We start from the raw sequence: 16,953 nt of genomic DNA, 5'->3' as shown, positions 1-16,953 counted from the left end.
GGGAGCCGGTATCGTGAAGATTGTCGCAAAGTCGCTCTTCGTCCTGTTCACCGTGTTCGGCGTGGTCGGCCTTGGCTACGCCCAGGCCCCCAAGGCCAAGAATTCACCCGCGCCGGCTCCGGCAGCTGCTCCGCAAGGCGACGCCGCCGCCCCCAACAATACCGGCTGGGTCGCGCGCTGCACCAGCGCGAGCCGCGACGCGCCGCTCGAATGCGCGATGGAGCAGACCGCCGTGCTCACCAAGACCGGCCAGGTCATCGTGCTGGTCAATATCCGCGTTCCCGGCGACACCCGCGCGCCGGTTGCGCTGATCCAGCTTCCGCTCGGGTTGAACCTGCCCGTCGGCGCCAAGCTGCAGGTCGACGACGGCAAGGCCGTCGACGTGCCGATCCAGACCTGCGAGGCGCGCGGCTGCTACATCAATGCGCCGATCGCGGCCGATGTCCTCACCCAGCTGAAATCGGGCAAGCAGCTCAAGGTGTCGTTCCAGAATCTCGGCAAGGAGACCATCAGCATCCCGATGCCGCTCGCAGATTTCGCGACGGTGTATGACAAGATCAAGTAGCTTGCGGCGCGATCGTCGTGACGTCGTAGGGCGGGTTAGCGAAGCGTAACCCGCCGTCCTGCTTCGAGAGAAATGGTGGATTACGCTTCGCTAATCCACCCTACGCTGCGCCAACTCGCCGCGCTGCCACGGTCGTCGCCTACTGCCGCGCCATCTGCGCATTCCCGACGCCGTCGCCATCGAGCTTCTGGTCGTCATGCATGACGACCGTCACCTGCAACAGCCTGCCGGTGAATTCGAACGGCGCCGCGTAGTGCGAGACCGGGCTGCCGCGATCGCGGCCGATGTCGAGCCCGGACCATGAGATGAAATTGTGGAAGCCGAGCTGGGTCTGCATCGATCCCACCGGCTCGCCGTCGATCGTCAGCGTGTATTCGGTAACGCCGGTCCGCGCGCCCTTGGCCGGCGGCTCCTTGCGCAGCAGCCGTTCGACATGCACACCGAGCCGCTGCGCGCCCGCAGGCACCTTGCGGCTGGAGGTGACGAGCTCATGGCCGCCGCCGACATTCAAATCGTGCACCAGAAAGCCGTCCTTGATGTAGAGGCTGTAGCCCGAGGTCGCGTCGCCATGCGCGATCAGCACGCCGCTCGCGCCCTCGTCGATCTCGACATGCGCCTCGAGGGTGTAGCTGCGGCTGCGGACATCGGGTGCGACGTCGGTCGGCACGTGCCCCATGCCGGCATGAAAGGTGAACTTCGTCCGCGCGCCGTGAAAGCGCGCCGCGTTCTCGGCAAAGCGCGGCCCGAAACGATCGTCGAGCGGCAGCACGTTGTGCGCCTCGGCCTCGCGCCACCACTGTTTTGTCATCTGCTCCAGACGTTCGGGTTCCTTCGCTGCGAGGTCATCGACCTCGGAGAAGTCCTGATCGAGATGATACAGCTCCCATGTGTCGTTCTCGAACGGCGTGCCGGAGGGATGAAACGACACCGCCTTCCAGCCGTCCTTCCAGAGACCGCGATGGCCGAACATCTCGAAATACTGCGCCGATGTCTTCGACGGCGCCGCGGCGTCGTCGATCGAGCGCGCAAAGCTCTCGCCTTCCAGCGGCATCTGCGGACAGCCAGCGATCTCCGCCGGCGCTGAAACTCCGATCAGATCGAGCAGTGTCGGCGTCAGGTCGCAGGCGTGCACGAATTGATGACGCAGTTCACCTTTGGCCTTGATGCGCTTCGGCCAGCTCATCACGAAGGGATCGCGGATGCCGCCGCCATGGGTGTTCTGCTTGTAGCGCCGCAGCGGCGTGTTCGAGGCCATCGCCCAGCCATGCGGAAAGTTGGAGTGCGTGTCCGGCCCGCCGATGTCGTCGATCCGCTGCAATTTCACCGGCAGCGGCTCGGGCCGGAAATTGTACGGCCCCATCGCGTTGACGAAGCCGAGCGGGCCGCCCTCCTGGCTCGCTCCATTGTCCGACATCACGATGACCAACGTGTTGTCGCGGATACCGGCCGTGTCGAGGAAAGCGATCAGCCGCGCCAGATGCCGGTCGGCGTGATCGAGCATGCCGGCATAGGCCGCCTGCAACCGCGTGAACACGCGCTGCTCATCGGCGGAATGCGCGTCCCACGCTTTCACGCCGTCGTTTCGCGCCGGCATCCTGGTGGCTTCCGGCACCAGCCCCATCGCCTTCTGCCGCGCCATCCGCTGTTCGCGCTCGACGTCCCAGCCATGGGTAAAGGTTGCGTCATAGCTCTTGATGATATCGGCGGGCGCCTGATGCGGCGCGTGGCAGGCGCCGGGCGCAAGCCAGGTCAGCCACGGCAGATCGGGGCGATCGGCCACGTGATCGGCGATGAAGCGGATCGACTGGTCGACCAGATCGGACGTCAAATGATAGCCGCTCTCGTAAGTCCCCGGCGGATCGATCTGGGTGTTGTCGGATACGAGCTCCGGCGCATATTGATCGGTTTCGGCGTCGAGGAAGCCGTAGAAGCGGTCGAAGCCGCGGCCGAGCGGCCAGCCGTCGAACGGACCGGTGGCGCCGCTCTCGGTCAGCGGCGTGACGTGCCACTTGCCGACCATGTAGTTGCGATAGCCGTGCTGCCGCAGCATCTCGGCAAGCGTCCCCGCCTCGCGCGCGATCTTGCCGCGATAGCCGGGGTAGCCGGAATCGAAATTGGCGAGGCAGCCGACGCCGACCGAATGGTGGTTGCGTCCGGTGAGCAGCGCCGCGCGCGTGGTCGAGCACATCGCGGTGGTGTGGAAGCCGCTATAGCGCAGGCCCTCGGCGGCGAGCCGGTCGATGGTCGGCGTCCGGATCGGTGAGCCGTAGCAGCCGAAATCGGAGAAGCCGACATCGTCGAACAGCACGACCAGGATGTTCGGCGCGCCAGCCGGCGGCTGGCGCGTGTCGGGCCACCATGGCTTCGAGGTCGCAACCGTCTTGCCGATGCTGCCGCCGAACGGCGGCTGGCGATGCTCGCTCATGGCGTTCTCCCTGTCCTCGCCGCGGTTGGCCTGCGGCCCGTACCGGCACGGTGCGGCCGGATTGCTTCAAATGATAATCCGAATTATGATTATGAAAACCAGGAGACGCAAGCGCAAATGCCGCGGCTTTCAGCCCAGTTCGACCTTCCCGGCGTCACCCCCTCGCGCCAGAAGCGCAGCCGCGAGACGACGCTGGCGCTGCTTGAAGCCGGCGCCGAGCTGTTGCGGACAAGGAGTTTCGCGGAGCTATCCATCGAAGCCCTTTGCGGCAAGGTCGGCGCCACGGTCGGCGCCTTCTACAGCCGCTTCGAGAGCAAGGAAGCCTACTTCAACGCCCTGATCGCACTCGCCGCGCAGGATGGCGCGCGGCATCTCGCCCGGATGGACAGTCCCGCCGGCAATGCCGCGCTCGACGACCTCTGCCGCCGCGTCGTGTCGGGCGTCATCGGCTGGATCCGCGCCCACGAGGGCGTGCTGCGCGCCGCCCTCCAGCACGACGACACCCGGCCGGACAAGTGGACCACGTTCAAGAGCCTTGCGCGCGCGACCACCGAACACGCCACCCCGCTGCTGCTCCCAGCGATGGGCAAGGGCCGCAAGGCGGCGAAGACCCGCGCCATCGCCTTCGGCTTCCAGGTCGTGCTGGGCACGCTTGTCAACGCGATCCTCAACGATCCCGGCCCGCTGTCGCTCCGCGACAGGGAGATCGAGCAGCGGCTGGCCGATTGCCTCGCGCTGCTGCTGAAGGCCGAGATTAGATAGCGCCGGCCGCTATCGCTCGCGCTTGTAGTGGAACGCGTTGTCCGGCTGCGGCATGCCGATGGTCTTGTAGAACCCGATCGAGTCGGGCGCCGACATCAACAGGCACATCGATTCAGGTCCGGCGTGGCGCCGCGTTTCCGCGATCAGGCGCTTGCCGATGCCGTGGCCCTGAAACGCTCGATCGACCGCAAGGTCCGACAAATAGCAGCAATAGGCGAAATCGGTCAGCGCACGCGAGACGCCGACGAGCCGGCGCGCCTTCCGCGCCGTCACGATCAGGTTCGCATTGGCGATCATGCGCGCCATGCGGTCGGCATCCGCCAGCGGCCGCCGCTCGCCGAGGCCCGACTGGCGCAGCACCTCGATGAACTCGTCGACGCCAATCGACGACTCGCGGGCATAAAGAATTTCGTCCATTACCTTAAACCTTTGTCGCAACAGGCCGCACCGCAGGCGCGAGACCATGGTGGATTATGCCGGGCTAATCCACACTGGACGCCGTGATGGCACAAGCCATCTCACGTCCGGCACGCCATCGGGAGCCGGCCGCGACGAGCAATCATCGGGATTTCAGAGGATGGTCGGGGCCACGGAGGCAGATTGGCTGGGGAACCTGGATTCGAACCAAGACAAACAGAGTCAGAGTCTGTTGTGCTACCGTTACACCATTCCCCAAGAATTGTCCGTGGTATCAACAGCTTAGCTGGATGACTGGACATCTCGGTACAGCGGGTTCGCCTGCCAAATCAGCGCCCGCGCGAGTGCGACCTTCTACCCGCTTGGTCCCACGCTTGGCAAGCATTGTTGGCGGGGAATGGGGGTGAAAATCGCGGCCGGGACGAGCGATCAGCGTTCGGCCAGAGGTTTACATTTCAGCGACCAGTTCAAGCAGCACTTCGGGGCAGGCTGCAAGCAGGGATCCAAGGCCAAATCCTACGATGCCGAGCGAGATGGCACCAATCCAGCCGTGCCACCCCCATCCAAGGACCGCGCCCATCAGGGTTGCGGCCCCAACCACGAGAACGGTCCAGATCAGCCGCATTACGGCAAGCAACGCCTTGATCATCGCGATCCACGGCTCGACACGCGCGGACGCGAATGGAAACGTCGCGCTTCGGTGGTTCTCCGGTCGAGGACTCCATTCTTGGGTCGGCGCCGCGCGCGGCATGTTCAACCACGGCGGCGTGATGCGCCCTGACAAAGCGCCGCACCACCCCAACCGCAAATGCCCTGCCGTTTGGCCTCAATACAGCCCGCTCGGACTGGACTGCATGACGGCACGGCCCGCGTCCGGCGGGATTGCCTGCTGGGTGCCGTCGATCACGTCGGTGCCGGCGACCAACGTCGGATCATAGAACGGCGGCGCCTGGCGCGGCTTGAAGGCTTCGAGCACCACGCCCCGGTTCTGACCGGACGAGGCGCGCAGGCCGGTCTTGGCATCGACCAGCACCAGCCGGATGCCGACCGGCTGCTTGAACGGAGTGGCGGGCTTGTCGGCCAGTGCGAGCTTCAGGAAGTCGCGCGCGATCGGCGCCGCGGTGTGGCCGGCCTGGGCGTTGCGGCCGAGCGAGCGCGGCTTGTCGTAGCCGACATAGAGACCGACCACGAGGTCCGGCGAGAAGCCGACGAACCAGAGGTCCTTGGCCTCGTTCGAGGTGCCGGTCTTGCCGGCGAGCGGCTTGCCGACGTCCTTCAGCGCGGTGCCGGTACCGGCCTGAATCACGCCCTCCATCAGCGAGGTGATCTGGTAGGCGGTCATCGCATCGAGCACCCGCTCGCGGCGGTCGACGAGCTGCGGCTCGGGCTGGTTCTTCCAGCCCTCCGGTGCGTCGCAGCCGCGGCATTCGCGCTGGTCGTGCCGGAAGATGGTGTGGCCGTAGCGGTCCTGGATGCGGTCGATCAGGGTCGGCTTCACGCGGACGCCGCCATTGGCGATCATCGAATAGGCCGTAGCCATCCGCATCACCGTGGTCTCGCCGGCGCCGAGCGCGTAGGCGAGATAGTTCGGCAGCTCGTCATAGACACCGAAGCGCTTGGCATACTCGCCGATGACAGGCATGCCGATCTCCTGCGCCAGCCGCACCGTCACGGTGTTGAGCGACAGGCGGAGCGCGTTGCGCAGCGTGACCTGGCCCTGATACTTGCCGGTGGAGAAGTTTTCCGGCCGCCAGATGTTGCCCTGCCCCTGGTCGATTTCGATCGGCCCGTCGATCATCACGGTCGATCCGGTGTAGCCATTGTCGAGCGCCGTCGAATAGACGATCGGCTTGAAGGTCGAGCCGGGCTGCCGATAGGCCTGCGTCGCGCGGTTGAACTGGCTCTGGTCAAATGAGAAGCCGCCGACCATCGCCAGCACACGGCCGGTGTGCGGATCCATCGCCACCATCGCGCCCGACAGTTCGGGAATCTGGCGCAGCCGGTACTGGCCTTCGACCGCCTTGCCGTCCTTGAACAGCGGATCGGCGTAGATCACGTCGCCGGGCTGCAGCACCTGCGAGACCGCGGTCGGCGTCTTGCCCTTGGTCCTGGCCCAGCGCACGCCGTCCATCGTGATGATGCCGGTTTCGCGCTGCTTGCTGACGGCGCCGCCGAGTTCGCGGCCGGGCTGGAAGCCGATCCGCGCCGACTGGTCGTTGCTCTCCAGCACCACCGCCATCCGCCACGGCGAGATGTCCGTGAGCGACTTGATCTCGGCGAGCGGAACGCCCCAGTCGCTGGTGAGGTCGAGCTTCTGGATCGCGCCGCGATAGCCCTGCTGCTCGTCATAGTTCACGAGCCCCGCCACCATGGCCTTGCGCGCCATCACCTGGACCTTGGGGTCGAGCGTGGTGCGCACCGACAGGCCGCCCTCATAGAGCTTCTTCTCGCCGTAGCGCTCGAAGATGTCGCGGCGGACCTCTTCGGAGAAATATTCACCGGCGAAGGTGTGCGCGCCGTTGCTGCGGTTGGTGACGGTCAGCGGATCCTTGCGCGCCTTGTCGGCGTCGGCAGCGGTGATCCAGCCGTTCTCCTGCAGGCGGTCGATCACGTAGTTGCGCCGCTCGATGGCGCGCGCACGGTTGCGCACCGGATGCAGGCTGGCCGGCATTTTCGGCAACGCCGCCAGATAGGCCGCTTCCGAGACCGTCAGTTCGTTGACGGACTTGTCGAAATAGACCAGCGAGGCCGCCGCGATGCCGTAGGCACCGAGGCCGAGATAGATTTCGTTGAGATAGAGCTCGAGGATCTTGTCCTTGGAATAGGCCCGCTCGATTCGCATCGCCAGCAGGGCTTCCTTGATCTTGCGGGTGAACGACACCTCGTTGGTCAACAGGAAGTTCTTGGCGACCTGCTGGGTGATCGTGGAAGCACCCTGCGGACGGCGGTTGGAGCCGAAGTTCTGGATGTAGGAGACGCCGGCGCGCGCCATGCCGGTATAGTCGATGCCGCCGTGCTCGTAGAAATTCTTGTCCTCGGCCGCGAGGAACGCGTTGATCACGAGCTTCGGCACGGCCTGGATCGGCAGATAGAGCCTGCGCTCCTTGGCGAATTCGCCCAGCAGCGATCCGTCGGCCGCGTGCACGCGGGTCATCACCGGCGGCTCGTAGTTCTGGAGCTGCGAATAGTCGGGCAGGTCCTTGGAAAAATGCCAGAACAGCCCTGCGACCGCGGCGAGACCAGCCAGGAACAGGATGGTTCCTGCGGTGAACAGGAACCCGAAGAACCGCAACAGAAATTTCATCGACCAGATTTTCCGTGGCGAATACGTCGCTCGTTCTGAGTGCGCTGCGTGCCACTTAGGCCGCCCGGTATATCGGTCGCACCATGGACCTGCAATTCAACACAGGAGAATTAAAGCGCGCCAGGCGTCAAACTTATGCCATAGAGCCCGGCTCCCGCGCGCAGCCAAATCAGCCCCTCCCCGCGCTTCGGATGCTCCGCAGAACCGCATCGACCTCGGGCCCTCCGTGCCTCGATTCGCCTGCGCGCTCGGCAGACGGCACGCCGGTCACCACTCGCTGCGCTTGCGCGGTGAGCCGCTTGCGAAAGCAAAGCGCAGGCCGGACCGAGCGCTTGCACTACCCGGCTGCCGTTCGAGGCGCGGTGTCGTCAGAAACCGGTGGACAGTGCCGGGCGGCCGACAGGATCAATGGTTTGTTAACCATAACTACCGCAAGTTGTTGTCATACACGCGACTCGCGAGGGCTGGTCTGCATGGCACTGCGCGGATTTAGACGGCCTTTTGCGGCCGACCCGAATGTCCTCGGATTTCCGAGACCTCCCACTTCAGCGATGGGCACCGAAGCCTTGGACCTGGTCTATCAGGCGGCGGATCTGTTCCGCAGCATCGAGGACCGAGCCCGTGCCGGCGAGGCACGCGCCGAGGCCGCCGAACAGGCGCAGCTCGAAATCATCGCCGCCACCGAGCGCAAGTTGAGGGACGCGTCCCGGGCACTCGAGGAGGCCCGACGGCGTATCGAGTCCCAGCAGGAGCAGCTCGATGCCGCCGAGTTCCGGGCCCAGGCCGCCGAAGCCGAGGCGCGTGAAGCCAAACAATCGCTGGCCCTGGTCGAGGATGCGATCCGCCGGCGCCTGCTGCTCACGAGCGGGCACGACGACGGCAGGTCGACGGCCGTCGCCTGACGCACGACCGGCTTCGCGAGCGGTCCCTGCCCAGCCGTCCGCATGCAATCGCGCAACGGCAATCAGTAGCCACCGGCAAGCCCCGAATTGCGGCGCGGATCGTTCGCCCCATAGAAGCGATTGTTGCCGACCGGCTTGCCGTCCAGCGACGGCGCCCCGACGATGATGACTGCGAGGTGATTGGCAGGCTGCGGCGGCCCGAACTTGTGGCCCATGCCTTCCAAAATCTTCCGCGTATCCGGCGATAGCGTGAAGTCCTCGAGGTTGGTCGCCTCCGGAAGCCATTGCTGGTGAAAGCGCGGCATGTCCACGGCTTCCTGTGCGTTCATGCCGTAGTCGATGGCGTTGATCATCGTCAGCAGCACGGCGGTGATGATGCGGCTGCCGCCCGGCGTCCCCACCACCATGACCGGCTTGCCGTCCCTGGTGACGATGGTCGGGCTCATCGAGGACAGCGGACGCTTGCCGGGGGCGATGGAATTGGCCTCCCCCTGCACCAGGCCATAGAGGTTCGGCACGCCGACCTTGGCGGTGAAGTCATCCATCTCGTCGTTCAAGAGCACGCCGGTCTTGGCCGCGGTCACCTTGGCGCCGAACCAGTCGTTGAGCGTGTAGGTCACAGACACCGCGTTGCCGTCCTTATCGGCGATCGAATAATGCGTGGTGTTGCTGCCCTCGTGCGGCGGAACGCCGGGCTTGATGTCCTTGGACACGCCGGCCTTGGCCGGGTCGATCACGGCGCGGATCTTCGCGGCGTAATTCTTGTCGAGCAGACGCTCGAGCGGATTCTTCACGAAGTCGGGGTCGCCGAGATAGCTGTTGCGATCGACATAAGCGTGGCGCATCGCCTCGATCTGGTAGTGCACCGCCTGCGCGGAGTGGTAGCCGAGCTCCTTCAGCGGGTAGCCCTCGAGGATGTTCAGGATCTCGCAGATCACCACGCCACCCGAGCTTGGCGGCGGCGCCGAGACCACGTGGTAGCCGCGATAATCGCATTCGACCGGCGCGAGCTCGCGAACCTTGTAATCATCGAGATCCTCCTGCGTGAGCAGGCCCTTGCCGGCCTGGCTCGAGGCGACGATCGCCGCCCCCACCCAGCCCTTGTAGAAGCCGTCGGTGCCGCGCTTGCTGATCTCGCGCAGCGTCTCGGCGAGCTCGTGCTGCGTCAGCCGCTCGCCGACCTGGAACGGCTTGCCGTTGTTGAGGAAGATCGCGGCCGAAGCCGGATCGTCCTGAAAATCCTTGGTCGAGGTCTGCAGCATGCTGACGTCGCCCTGGTCTAGCACGAAGCCGTCCTCGGCGAGTTGCAGCGCCGGCGCGATGACGTCCGCGCGCTTCATCGTGCCGTATTTCTCGCGCGCATATTCCATGCCGGCCACCGAGCCGGGCACGCCGACGGCAAGATGCCCCTTGGTCGACAGGCCAGCGATGACGTTGCCGTCCTTGTCGAGATACATGTTGGCGGTGGCGCCCTTCGGCGCGGTCTCGCGGAAATCCAGGAAGGTCTTGCGGCCGTCGGCGAGCTGGATGGTCATGAACCCGCCGCCACCGAGATTGCCGGCGGCGGGATAGGCCACCGCCAGCGCGTAACCGACCGCGACCGCGGCGTCGACCGCGTTGCCGCCCCGCTTCAACACCTCGATGCCGACCTGCGTCGCGAGATGCTGCGCGGATACCACCATGCCGTTCTCGGCGGCGACCGGCGCAACCGACGCGGCGTGGCCAGGTGCTGACGCCGTGAGGCCGATCGCGACAATGGCCGCGACCATCCATCGCGCGCCCGTTTGTGGATTTCGCATTGGAGTTCCCCCGATTGCGCCGTTTGGGTGCGGCGTATGTTCCTTCTATCGGAGCGAGCAAGTGTAACAGGCCGCGCGCCCGCGCACTATAGGCTCGTCGCGCGCCGCGTCGGCCTTGACTTCCCGTCAGCCCGACGCGCGCGGCCGCTTGCCCGGCCGCGATCGATCTGAAGCCGCGCGACGGCGCGGTCGGCATGCGCGGTCCCGAATGCGCCCGGCGATGCTACGACGACGAGAGAATCCTGCTCCGCGCCGCCGCCGATACATTGATGATCTCACCGCCCCTGATCATCACCGAGGAGCAGATCGAGGCGATCTTCGCGGCGATCCGCCGCGCGTTGCAGGCGATCGAGTGAACCTTTGGCCGCGGACGTTTGACTTTCAATGCCGCAACAAATTCGGTGTCGTCCCTGCGAAAGCTGGGACCCATAACCACGAATGTTGATTAGTTGCTGCGCTGGAACAACGAATCCCACCCACAACACCGCGCCGCGGCGTATGGGTCCCTGCTTTCGCAGGGACGACAGTCTCTTGGCGGAGACAGGCTCGCACTATCCCGCACAAGGCGAATCCTCGCCGCGCTTACACCCCACCCCTCGCCCGCAGCCGGCTGTGGCGTCGGCCGTAGGCCGCATAGATCACAAGCCCGATCACGAGCCACACCGCGAGCCTGATCCAGGTGTCGGGCGGCAGGCCGAACATCAGGAACAGCGACGTTCCCGCGGCAGCCGGCGCCACCAGCCAGATCGCCGGCGCCCTGAACGGACGCGGCAAGTCCGGATCGCGCAGACGCAGCACCAGGGTTCCGATCGAGACCACCGTGAATGCGAACAGCGTGCCGATCGAGACGAGTTCGCCGACCAGCCCGATCGGCAGCAGCCCGCCGAGAGCAGCAGCGACGCTGCCGGCGAAGATGGTCGAGACATAGGGCGTCTGGAAGCGCGGATGGATCCTTGCGGCGATGCCCGGCAGCAGCCCGTCATGCGCCATGGCACGGAAGATCCGCGGCTGCGCCAGCAGCATGATGAGGATCACCGACGTCAGCCCGAACAGGATGCCGAGCTTGATGAAGGGACCGAGCCAGCCGATCCCGACCCCATCGATGCCGACGGCGATCGGATCGGGCACGCTCAGCTTGTCGTACGGTACGATGCCGGTCAGCACGAAGCCGACCGCGACATAGAGCGCGGCGCAGATCACGAGCGAGCCGAGAATGCCGATCGGCATGTCGCGCTCCGGCGTCTTCGCCTCCTGCGCGGCGGTCGAGATCGCGTCGAAGCCGATATAAGCGAAGAACACCACCGCCGCGCCGCGGACGACGCCGGACCAGCCGAATACGCCGGGACCGGCATTCGGCGGGATCAGCGCACCTGACGGATTGCTTGCCGTCACCCAGTTCGCCAGCGATACCGAAGAGGCTGCGGTCGCGAGAAACAATGCGATGACGACGAGCTTGACCACGACGACGAAGCTGGTGAAGCGCGCGGACTCGCGGATGCCGACCACAAGCAGCGCGGCGACGAAAGCGATGATCGCCATCGCCGGGATGTTGATCACCGCGCCGGTCGACGACCACACACCGGTGTTGGCGTCGTAGGCGAGCGGCGCCGAGGTGAATTGCTGCGGCAGGTTGATGCCGAAATCGCGCATCAGGCTGACGAAATAGCCGGACCATCCGACCGAGACCGCGATCGCGCCGACCGCATATTCGAGGATCAGGTCCCAGCCGATGATCCAGGCGATCAGTTCGCCGAGCGTGGCGTAAGCGTAAGTGTAGGCGCTGCCGCAGATCGGCACGGTCGACGCCATCTCGGCGTAGCACAGGCCGGCGAAGGCGCAGGCGACGGCGCCAAGCATGAAGGAGAGCGTGACGGCGGGTCCGGCATTGGCGGCGGCCGCGTGGCCCGTCAGCACGAAGATGCCGGCGCCGATGATGCCGCCGATGCCGAGCGTGACCAGCTGCAACGCCGAGAGCGAGCGCTTGAAGACCGGCGTCTCCGCGTCGCCGTCGGCACGCGCCGCTTCCCGCAACAGCTCAGCGGTCGACTTTCGGTCCCAGAAACCGGCCAAGGTGTCTGTCACGCCAGCTGCCTCCGCCGCTCGGGCCCGGCGGGACCCGACACGATCAGCGGACTATAACGCGCCGGGCGTCCAGGCGTTCGCGCACCGGGCGACCGCCCGCGAGCTTATCCACCGCCAAGAACGACGGCCAAGCGCGGATGCGGGGCCCTATTGGCAGGGATGGCGGCGGCCGTCGCGGCCAAGGAAGGTACCGGACGCAGGATCGAACGAACGATAGCGCGCGCAAGAGGACGATGGCGCCGCCGGTATGGCGCCATAAGCATTCGCCGGGTTGCCGCCGCGTTGCGCCGCCTGCTGGGCCTCGCCCCACGGCGTCAGGGCACCGCCGTTGATCGCACTCCGCCCGGGATTCTGCGCGTCGAAAAGTGCCGGCTCCGACATCTGGGCCGAGACTGGCGTGAACGTCATTCCCACGAGCAGCACAGCGGCTGCAACGGCCTTGAGTGCGGCCATAGGACCTCTCCGATGGATCAATTGAAATTTGTCCAAGAAACTACGCAAGGGCGGCAGCGCCGTCCCTGTGCCCAGAACTGATGTGGTGACGGCCAAACTCCCGATGCAGGGGCAAACCAGGTCACAATGCCGCGAGGCAGCCGCCGGCGTGGTGCGACGACCGCGGCGCGCGGCGGCCGCGCGGACTGCGCTTCACCGATTATGCACGTCAGGCCGCGGGTCGGAGACGAACCCGTCGCGGTTTGGCATTTTGACGGCGGCGAGCGACTTCGCATCAAGCACCGCATTGGCGGGGACGATGCCGTTGAGGCTGAGGATGTAGGCGGACACCGCGTAGACGTCCTCATTGCTCAGCGACTGCGGCGCGTTCTGCGGCATCGCGCGTCGGATATAGTCGAACAACGTCGGGGCATAGGGCCAGTAGCTGCCGACGGTGCGGATCGGCTTTGGGCTCGCCAGCGTGCCCTGCCCGCCGACCAGGCGGTCACCGACGCCGCCCTGCCCGCTGTCGCCATGGCACGCCGCGCATTGCTCGCCGAACACGATGCGGCCGCGCTCCACGCTGCCGCTGCCCGGCGGCAACGCCGCGCCGTCACGGCCGATATCGATGTTCCAGCCGGCGATCTCCGACGGCGTAGCCACACGGCCGATGCCGTAGCGCTCCTCGGCATGAACAGCTGCGCCGAGTATCGCGACCGCACTCACCAGCGCGGCGGCCTTCAGATTACGCCTGGCCATTGGTCACCTCGCCATTCGCATCGATGCGCCAGGGCCAGATCGCGTTGTTGTGGTAGAACGAGTTGAGACCGCGTACCGCCACCAATTCCGCGAGCGTCGGTTGCACGTAGCCGGTCTCGTCGATGGCGCGGCTCTGGATCACTGCGGGGGTGCCGTCCCAGTGCCAGGGCAAACGGAAGCGCGTGAGCGCGCGCGTCAGCACCGGCTCCTGCAGCTCCGCCTGCTGCCAGCTCTTGCTTTCGTCGAGCGAGATCTCGACGCTCTTGATCTTGCCGTGGCCGCTCCACGCTATCCCGGTGATCTCGTGAAAGCCGTGCGTGGTCAGCTTCTGGCCGCCGGACGGCCGCGTGATGATCGACTTGGCCTCCATGTAGAAGGTGAATTCGCGCGACGTACCGTCCGGCATCGGGTCGGTGTATTTCGAGGTCTCCTCGCGCGAATACGCCGGCTCGGCGACGACCTTGAGCCGCCGCAGCCATTTCACGTTCATGTTGCCCTCGAAGCCCGGCAGCAACAGGCGCAGCGGATAACCCTGCTGCGGACGCAGCCGCTCGCCGTTCTGGCTGTAGACCAGCATGGCGTCGTCGAGGCACTTCTCGATCGGGATCGAGCGCGTCAACGCGGCGGCGTCGGCGCCTTCGGCCACGATCCATTTGGCGCCGGCCTGCAGGCCGGCTTCGTCCAGTACCGTCTTCAGCGGCACGCCGGTCCATTCCGCGCAGCTCAGCAGGCCGACGAGGTCGGAAGCCGTCTTGCCGTAGGGCTTGGTGTAGACCGGATTGCCGGAACACTCGAGGAAGTGGATGCGCGACTGCGACGGAAAGCGGCGGATGTCCTCCATCGTGAACACCAGCGGGCGATCGACCATGCCGTGCAACATCAGCCGGTGCTCGGCCGGATCGATGGTCGGCACGCCGCCATGATGGCGCTCGTAGAACAGGCCGTTCGGCGTGATGATGCCGTCGAGCTCCTGCAACGGCGTGCGGCCCGACGCGGAGATATATTGCGGCAGCGTCTTCGAGATGTTCTTGACGACGCCCTTCTCGTGAACCGACGGCGTGCCATAGGGCTGGCTTCCCATCGGATCGCCGGGCGCTTTCATCCATTCCGGCACGTTGGGCGGAAGATTATTCCCCTGTTCGGCAAGCGCGGTAGAACCGGCAACTCCAGATATCGCGGAGCCACCGGCCAGTGCTGCGCCCGCCTGAAGAAACCGCCTGCGAGACGCCTCTCGCACGCGCTTGTCCGTCGTGTGTTCGCTCATCGACGTTTCCCTCTGACGTTACCAGAGCATGATCCGGAAAAGTGCGAAGCAGTTTTTCCGAGAGGATCATGCCAGGACAACAACCTGAAGCACGATGACGATTCATCGTGCTTCAGTGCAGCCTAACACCAAATGCCCGAGGCGAGGCAACGCTCGCGCGCGCAGGGCTGCATCGACGGCGCGTCGTGGCCATTGCCCGCCGATCCTGACCTGCGTGGCCATTCACATCCGTTCGCCGGGCAATTGACTGGCTTGCTTCACCCAGGCGGTGAACTGGGTTTCGTCGAGCTCGTCGTTCTCATGAATATCGAGATAACGCGTGTGCTGCTGCTTGGACTCGCCCGGCGGCATCGGGTGCAGCGATGCGCCGCGAAAGAATGCCACTTTGACATAGCGCGTGAAGACATGGATGCCGAGGAACCAGCCATCGCCTTCGATGCCGTAGAGCGGCGAGTTCCATTTCACCGCCTTGTGCACGCCGGGGATGGTACGCACGATGAGAGCGTCAAGCTTGCGTCCGACGTCGCGCTTCCACCCCGGCATCGCCGCGATAAAGGCTTGCACCGGAGCGTCACCATACCCCTTTGCGATCTGCGGATTGCCGCCTGCGAGCAGGCGCGGCTTTGCAGCCCCGCGCTTCGCAGCTCCCTTCCTTGCGCTCTTCGCCGACGTCTTGGGCGTCCTGCCAGCCATTGTGCCTGTTCTCACCGTTCACGCGCCGCGCGCGACGCAGCGTCCGCCCTCTCAAAGCGGATTATACCGGCTACGCATCCATGTTGTCGTCCGACCGCGCGTGTTCGAGGCGACGTATCGACGCGCGGGATCAGTTTGCTTGCGGCGGTCGAGCATCTAGTCGATCACCGGCGGCGTACCGTGGGTGTGGAACGACTCGATCGTCTTCAGCCCCCAGGCCTGGCCCTTCTTGCGCTCCTCCTCGGTCCACACGATCGGCTTCCAGTCCGGCGCGAGGATCAGGCGGGCTCCTGCATTGGCGACCTCGACGCGATTGCCGCCGGGCTCATAGACATAGAGAAAGAACGTCTGCTGGATCGCATGCTTGTGCGGTCCGGTTTCGATATGCACGCCGTTCTCGAGAAAAACATCCGCCGCGCGCAGGATCTCCTCGCGGCTGTCGAGCGCATAGGTCACATGATGGAAGCGGCCCATCTTGCCGTAATGATCGCGGGTATAGGCGAAGTCGTAGCTCTTGTTCGACATCGTCATCCACATCGCCGCTTCGGTGCCGTCGTTGAGCACGATCTGCTCGGTGGTGCGGCACCCCAGGTAGGTCTCGAAGAACAAGCGATTGGCCTTGATGTCGACCGCGAGGCAGTTGAGATGGTCGAGCCGGCGGACATTGACTCCGCGCGCCGGAAAACGTTGCGCCTGGTTCTTCAACGCGGGCTTCAGCTCGGCCGGCGCCTCGTACCATTCGGTCTCGTAATAGAGCTCGATGACGTGGCCGTCGGGATCGCGGCAGCGGAATGCCGGTCCCTGCCCCATGTCGCCATCGATCCAGCCGATGTCGAAGCCCGAGCCCTTCAGCGCGGCGACGCGGCGTTCGAGCGCCTGCGGGCTGCGGGCCCGCAGCGCCATGTGCTCCATGCCGGAGGTGTTCGACGCGGTCAGCTTCAGCGAGTAGCGCTCGTAATCGTCCCAGCCGCGCAGATAGACCGACCCGCCCTTCCTGCCGCTGACGGTCATGCCCATGACGTCGACGAAGAACTTCAGGCTCTCGTCCGGTTTCGGCGTCAGCAGCTCCATGTGCCCGAGATGCGCGAGATCGAAGATCGGTTCCGGCTGCATGGGGCGGGCTCCTTCCACGACGACGACGCCCGATCGACGGCTTGCCGCTCTGGCGCGCGAGCTTCGGTGCGTCGATTTGTACTAGTGTACAAAGGATTAGGTCCCGTCAACAAAATGTTGAGACTGGAAATTGCGGCAGCCGTTGAGGCCAGCATGCGTGCCTAGCCCTTCGACACCATCACCGGTGCCGGACCGTGCGGCCGGGATAGGGTCGCCGACACCGTCAGCGCAACGGCGAGCGCGCACACCATGCAGAGCTTCATCCGCGCGGTACGGCGATCGGTCATCGGCAGGAAGAAGAAGAACGCGATCGCCAGAACGAGAAGCGCGTTCACGAGAATGTACATGGCGGAGCCCTCTTGTTGCGTATCGACAAGATGGCCGGCGCTCGCGCGGCATTCCGTGGCTGAAATCACATATTGAAAGCGGCCGGGGC

General features: G+C 65.4%; 16 protein-coding genes and 1 tRNA gene. 4 read left to right on the top strand and 13 right to left on the bottom strand.

Annotated elements, in window-relative coordinates; genetic code table 11:
* Positions 1-52: 52 nt before the first annotated feature.
* On the top strand, positions 53-565 hold the full coding sequence (locus AAFG13_RS01300; RefSeq protein WP_342713527.1) for an invasion associated locus B family protein: 513 nt from the start codon (positions 53-55) through the stop codon (positions 563-565).
* A gap of 139 nt (positions 566-704) precedes the next feature.
* Here AAFG13_RS01300 and AAFG13_RS01295 read toward each other — a convergent pair whose 3' ends face one another.
* Positions 705-2,990, bottom strand: coding sequence for an arylsulfatase (locus AAFG13_RS01295; RefSeq protein WP_342710892.1), 2,286 nt, complete (start codon positions 2,988-2,990; stop codon positions 705-707).
* 117 nt (positions 2,991-3,107) lie between these two features.
* Between AAFG13_RS01295 and AAFG13_RS01290 the strand changes: the two genes are divergently transcribed.
* Positions 3,108-3,752, top strand: a complete 645-nt coding sequence (locus AAFG13_RS01290; protein ID WP_342710891.1) for a TetR/AcrR family transcriptional regulator — start codon at positions 3,108-3,110, stop codon at positions 3,750-3,752.
* A gap of 9 nt (positions 3,753-3,761) precedes the next feature.
* On the opposite strand, the gene AAFG13_RS01285 is transcribed toward AAFG13_RS01290, so the two are convergent.
* The 4 genes from AAFG13_RS01285 to AAFG13_RS01270 form a co-directional block, all read right to left on the bottom strand.
* Complete coding sequence (locus tag AAFG13_RS01285) at positions 3,762-4,169, bottom strand: GNAT family N-acetyltransferase (RefSeq protein WP_342710890.1); 408 nt, start codon at positions 4,167-4,169, stop codon at positions 3,762-3,764.
* A 184-nt stretch (positions 4,170-4,353) separates the two neighbouring features.
* Positions 4,354-4,427, bottom strand: a tRNA-Gln gene (locus AAFG13_RS01280).
* A 190-nt stretch (positions 4,428-4,617) separates the two neighbouring features.
* Positions 4,618-4,818, bottom strand: coding sequence for a hypothetical protein (locus AAFG13_RS01275; RefSeq protein ID WP_212315091.1), 201 nt, complete (start codon positions 4,816-4,818; stop codon positions 4,618-4,620).
* Positions 4,819-4,995: 177 nt separating this feature from the next.
* A complete protein-coding gene (locus AAFG13_RS01270; protein WP_342710889.1) occupies positions 4,996-7,473 on the bottom strand; it encodes a penicillin-binding protein 1A in 2,478 nt (825 codons plus the stop codon).
* A 566-nt stretch (positions 7,474-8,039) separates the two neighbouring features.
* On the opposite strand from AAFG13_RS01270, the gene AAFG13_RS01265 reads away from it, so the two are divergent.
* Positions 8,040-8,375, top strand: a complete 336-nt coding sequence (locus AAFG13_RS01265; protein WP_244435761.1) for a hypothetical protein — start codon at positions 8,040-8,042, stop codon at positions 8,373-8,375.
* 62 nt (positions 8,376-8,437) lie between these two features.
* Here the strand turns inward: AAFG13_RS01265 and ggt are convergent, their stop codons facing one another.
* Entirely contained in the window at positions 8,438-10,174 is a 1,737-nt protein-coding gene (gene ggt, locus AAFG13_RS01260) for a gamma-glutamyltransferase (RefSeq protein ID WP_342710888.1), read from the bottom strand.
* Positions 10,175-10,368: 194 nt separating this feature from the next.
* Between ggt and AAFG13_RS01255 the strand changes: the two genes are divergently transcribed.
* Positions 10,369-10,530 carry a hypothetical protein gene (locus tag AAFG13_RS01255; RefSeq protein WP_342710887.1) on the top strand — a complete coding sequence of 54 codons (162 nt, stop codon included), beginning with the start codon at positions 10,369-10,371 and terminating at the stop codon, positions 10,528-10,530.
* A 226-nt stretch (positions 10,531-10,756) separates the two neighbouring features.
* Here the strand turns inward: AAFG13_RS01255 and AAFG13_RS01250 are convergent, their stop codons facing one another.
* The 7 genes from AAFG13_RS01250 to AAFG13_RS01220 all read right to left on the bottom strand — a co-directional run bounded on the left by AAFG13_RS01250 (position 10,757) and on the right by AAFG13_RS01220 (position 16,864).
* Positions 10,757-12,256 carry an amino acid permease gene (locus tag AAFG13_RS01250; RefSeq protein WP_342710886.1) on the bottom strand — a complete coding sequence of 500 codons (1,500 nt, stop codon included), beginning with the start codon at positions 12,254-12,256 and terminating at the stop codon, positions 10,757-10,759.
* A 147-nt stretch (positions 12,257-12,403) separates the two neighbouring features.
* A complete protein-coding gene (locus AAFG13_RS01245) occupies positions 12,404-12,709 on the bottom strand; it encodes a BA14K family protein (RefSeq protein ID WP_212315101.1) in 306 nt (101 codons plus the stop codon).
* A 192-nt stretch (positions 12,710-12,901) separates the two neighbouring features.
* Entirely contained in the window at positions 12,902-13,447 is a 546-nt protein-coding gene (locus tag AAFG13_RS01240) for a cytochrome c (protein ID WP_342710885.1), read from the bottom strand.
* Positions 13,434-14,711, bottom strand: a complete 1,278-nt coding sequence (soxC, locus tag AAFG13_RS01235) for a sulfite dehydrogenase (RefSeq protein ID WP_212315105.1) — start codon at positions 14,709-14,711, stop codon at positions 13,434-13,436. Before soxC ends, AAFG13_RS01240 begins: the two co-directional genes overlap by 14 nt.
* Before the next feature lie 222 nt (positions 14,712-14,933).
* A complete protein-coding gene (locus tag AAFG13_RS01230; protein WP_342710884.1) occupies positions 14,934-15,404 on the bottom strand; it encodes a DUF1801 domain-containing protein in 471 nt (156 codons plus the stop codon).
* 156 nt (positions 15,405-15,560) lie between these two features.
* Positions 15,561-16,517 (bottom strand): catechol 2,3-dioxygenase, encoded by a 957-nt coding sequence (locus AAFG13_RS01225; RefSeq protein ID WP_342710883.1) that lies wholly within the window; start codon positions 16,515-16,517, stop codon positions 15,561-15,563.
* 161 nt (positions 16,518-16,678) lie between these two features.
* The gene (locus AAFG13_RS01220) at positions 16,679-16,864 is read right to left on the bottom strand and encodes a hypothetical protein (protein ID WP_212315109.1); all 186 of its coding nucleotides are present in this window, start codon (positions 16,862-16,864) and stop codon (positions 16,679-16,681) included.
* Between the last annotated feature and the right edge of the window lie 89 nt (positions 16,865-16,953).

Origin of the sequence: Bradyrhizobium sp. B124 (genome assembly GCF_038967635.1) — a bacterium.
Lineage (GTDB): Bacteria > Pseudomonadota > Alphaproteobacteria > Rhizobiales > Xanthobacteraceae > Bradyrhizobium.
Note: the sequence above shows the minus strand (reverse complement) of the source record. Positions and strands in the feature narration are given on the sequence as shown.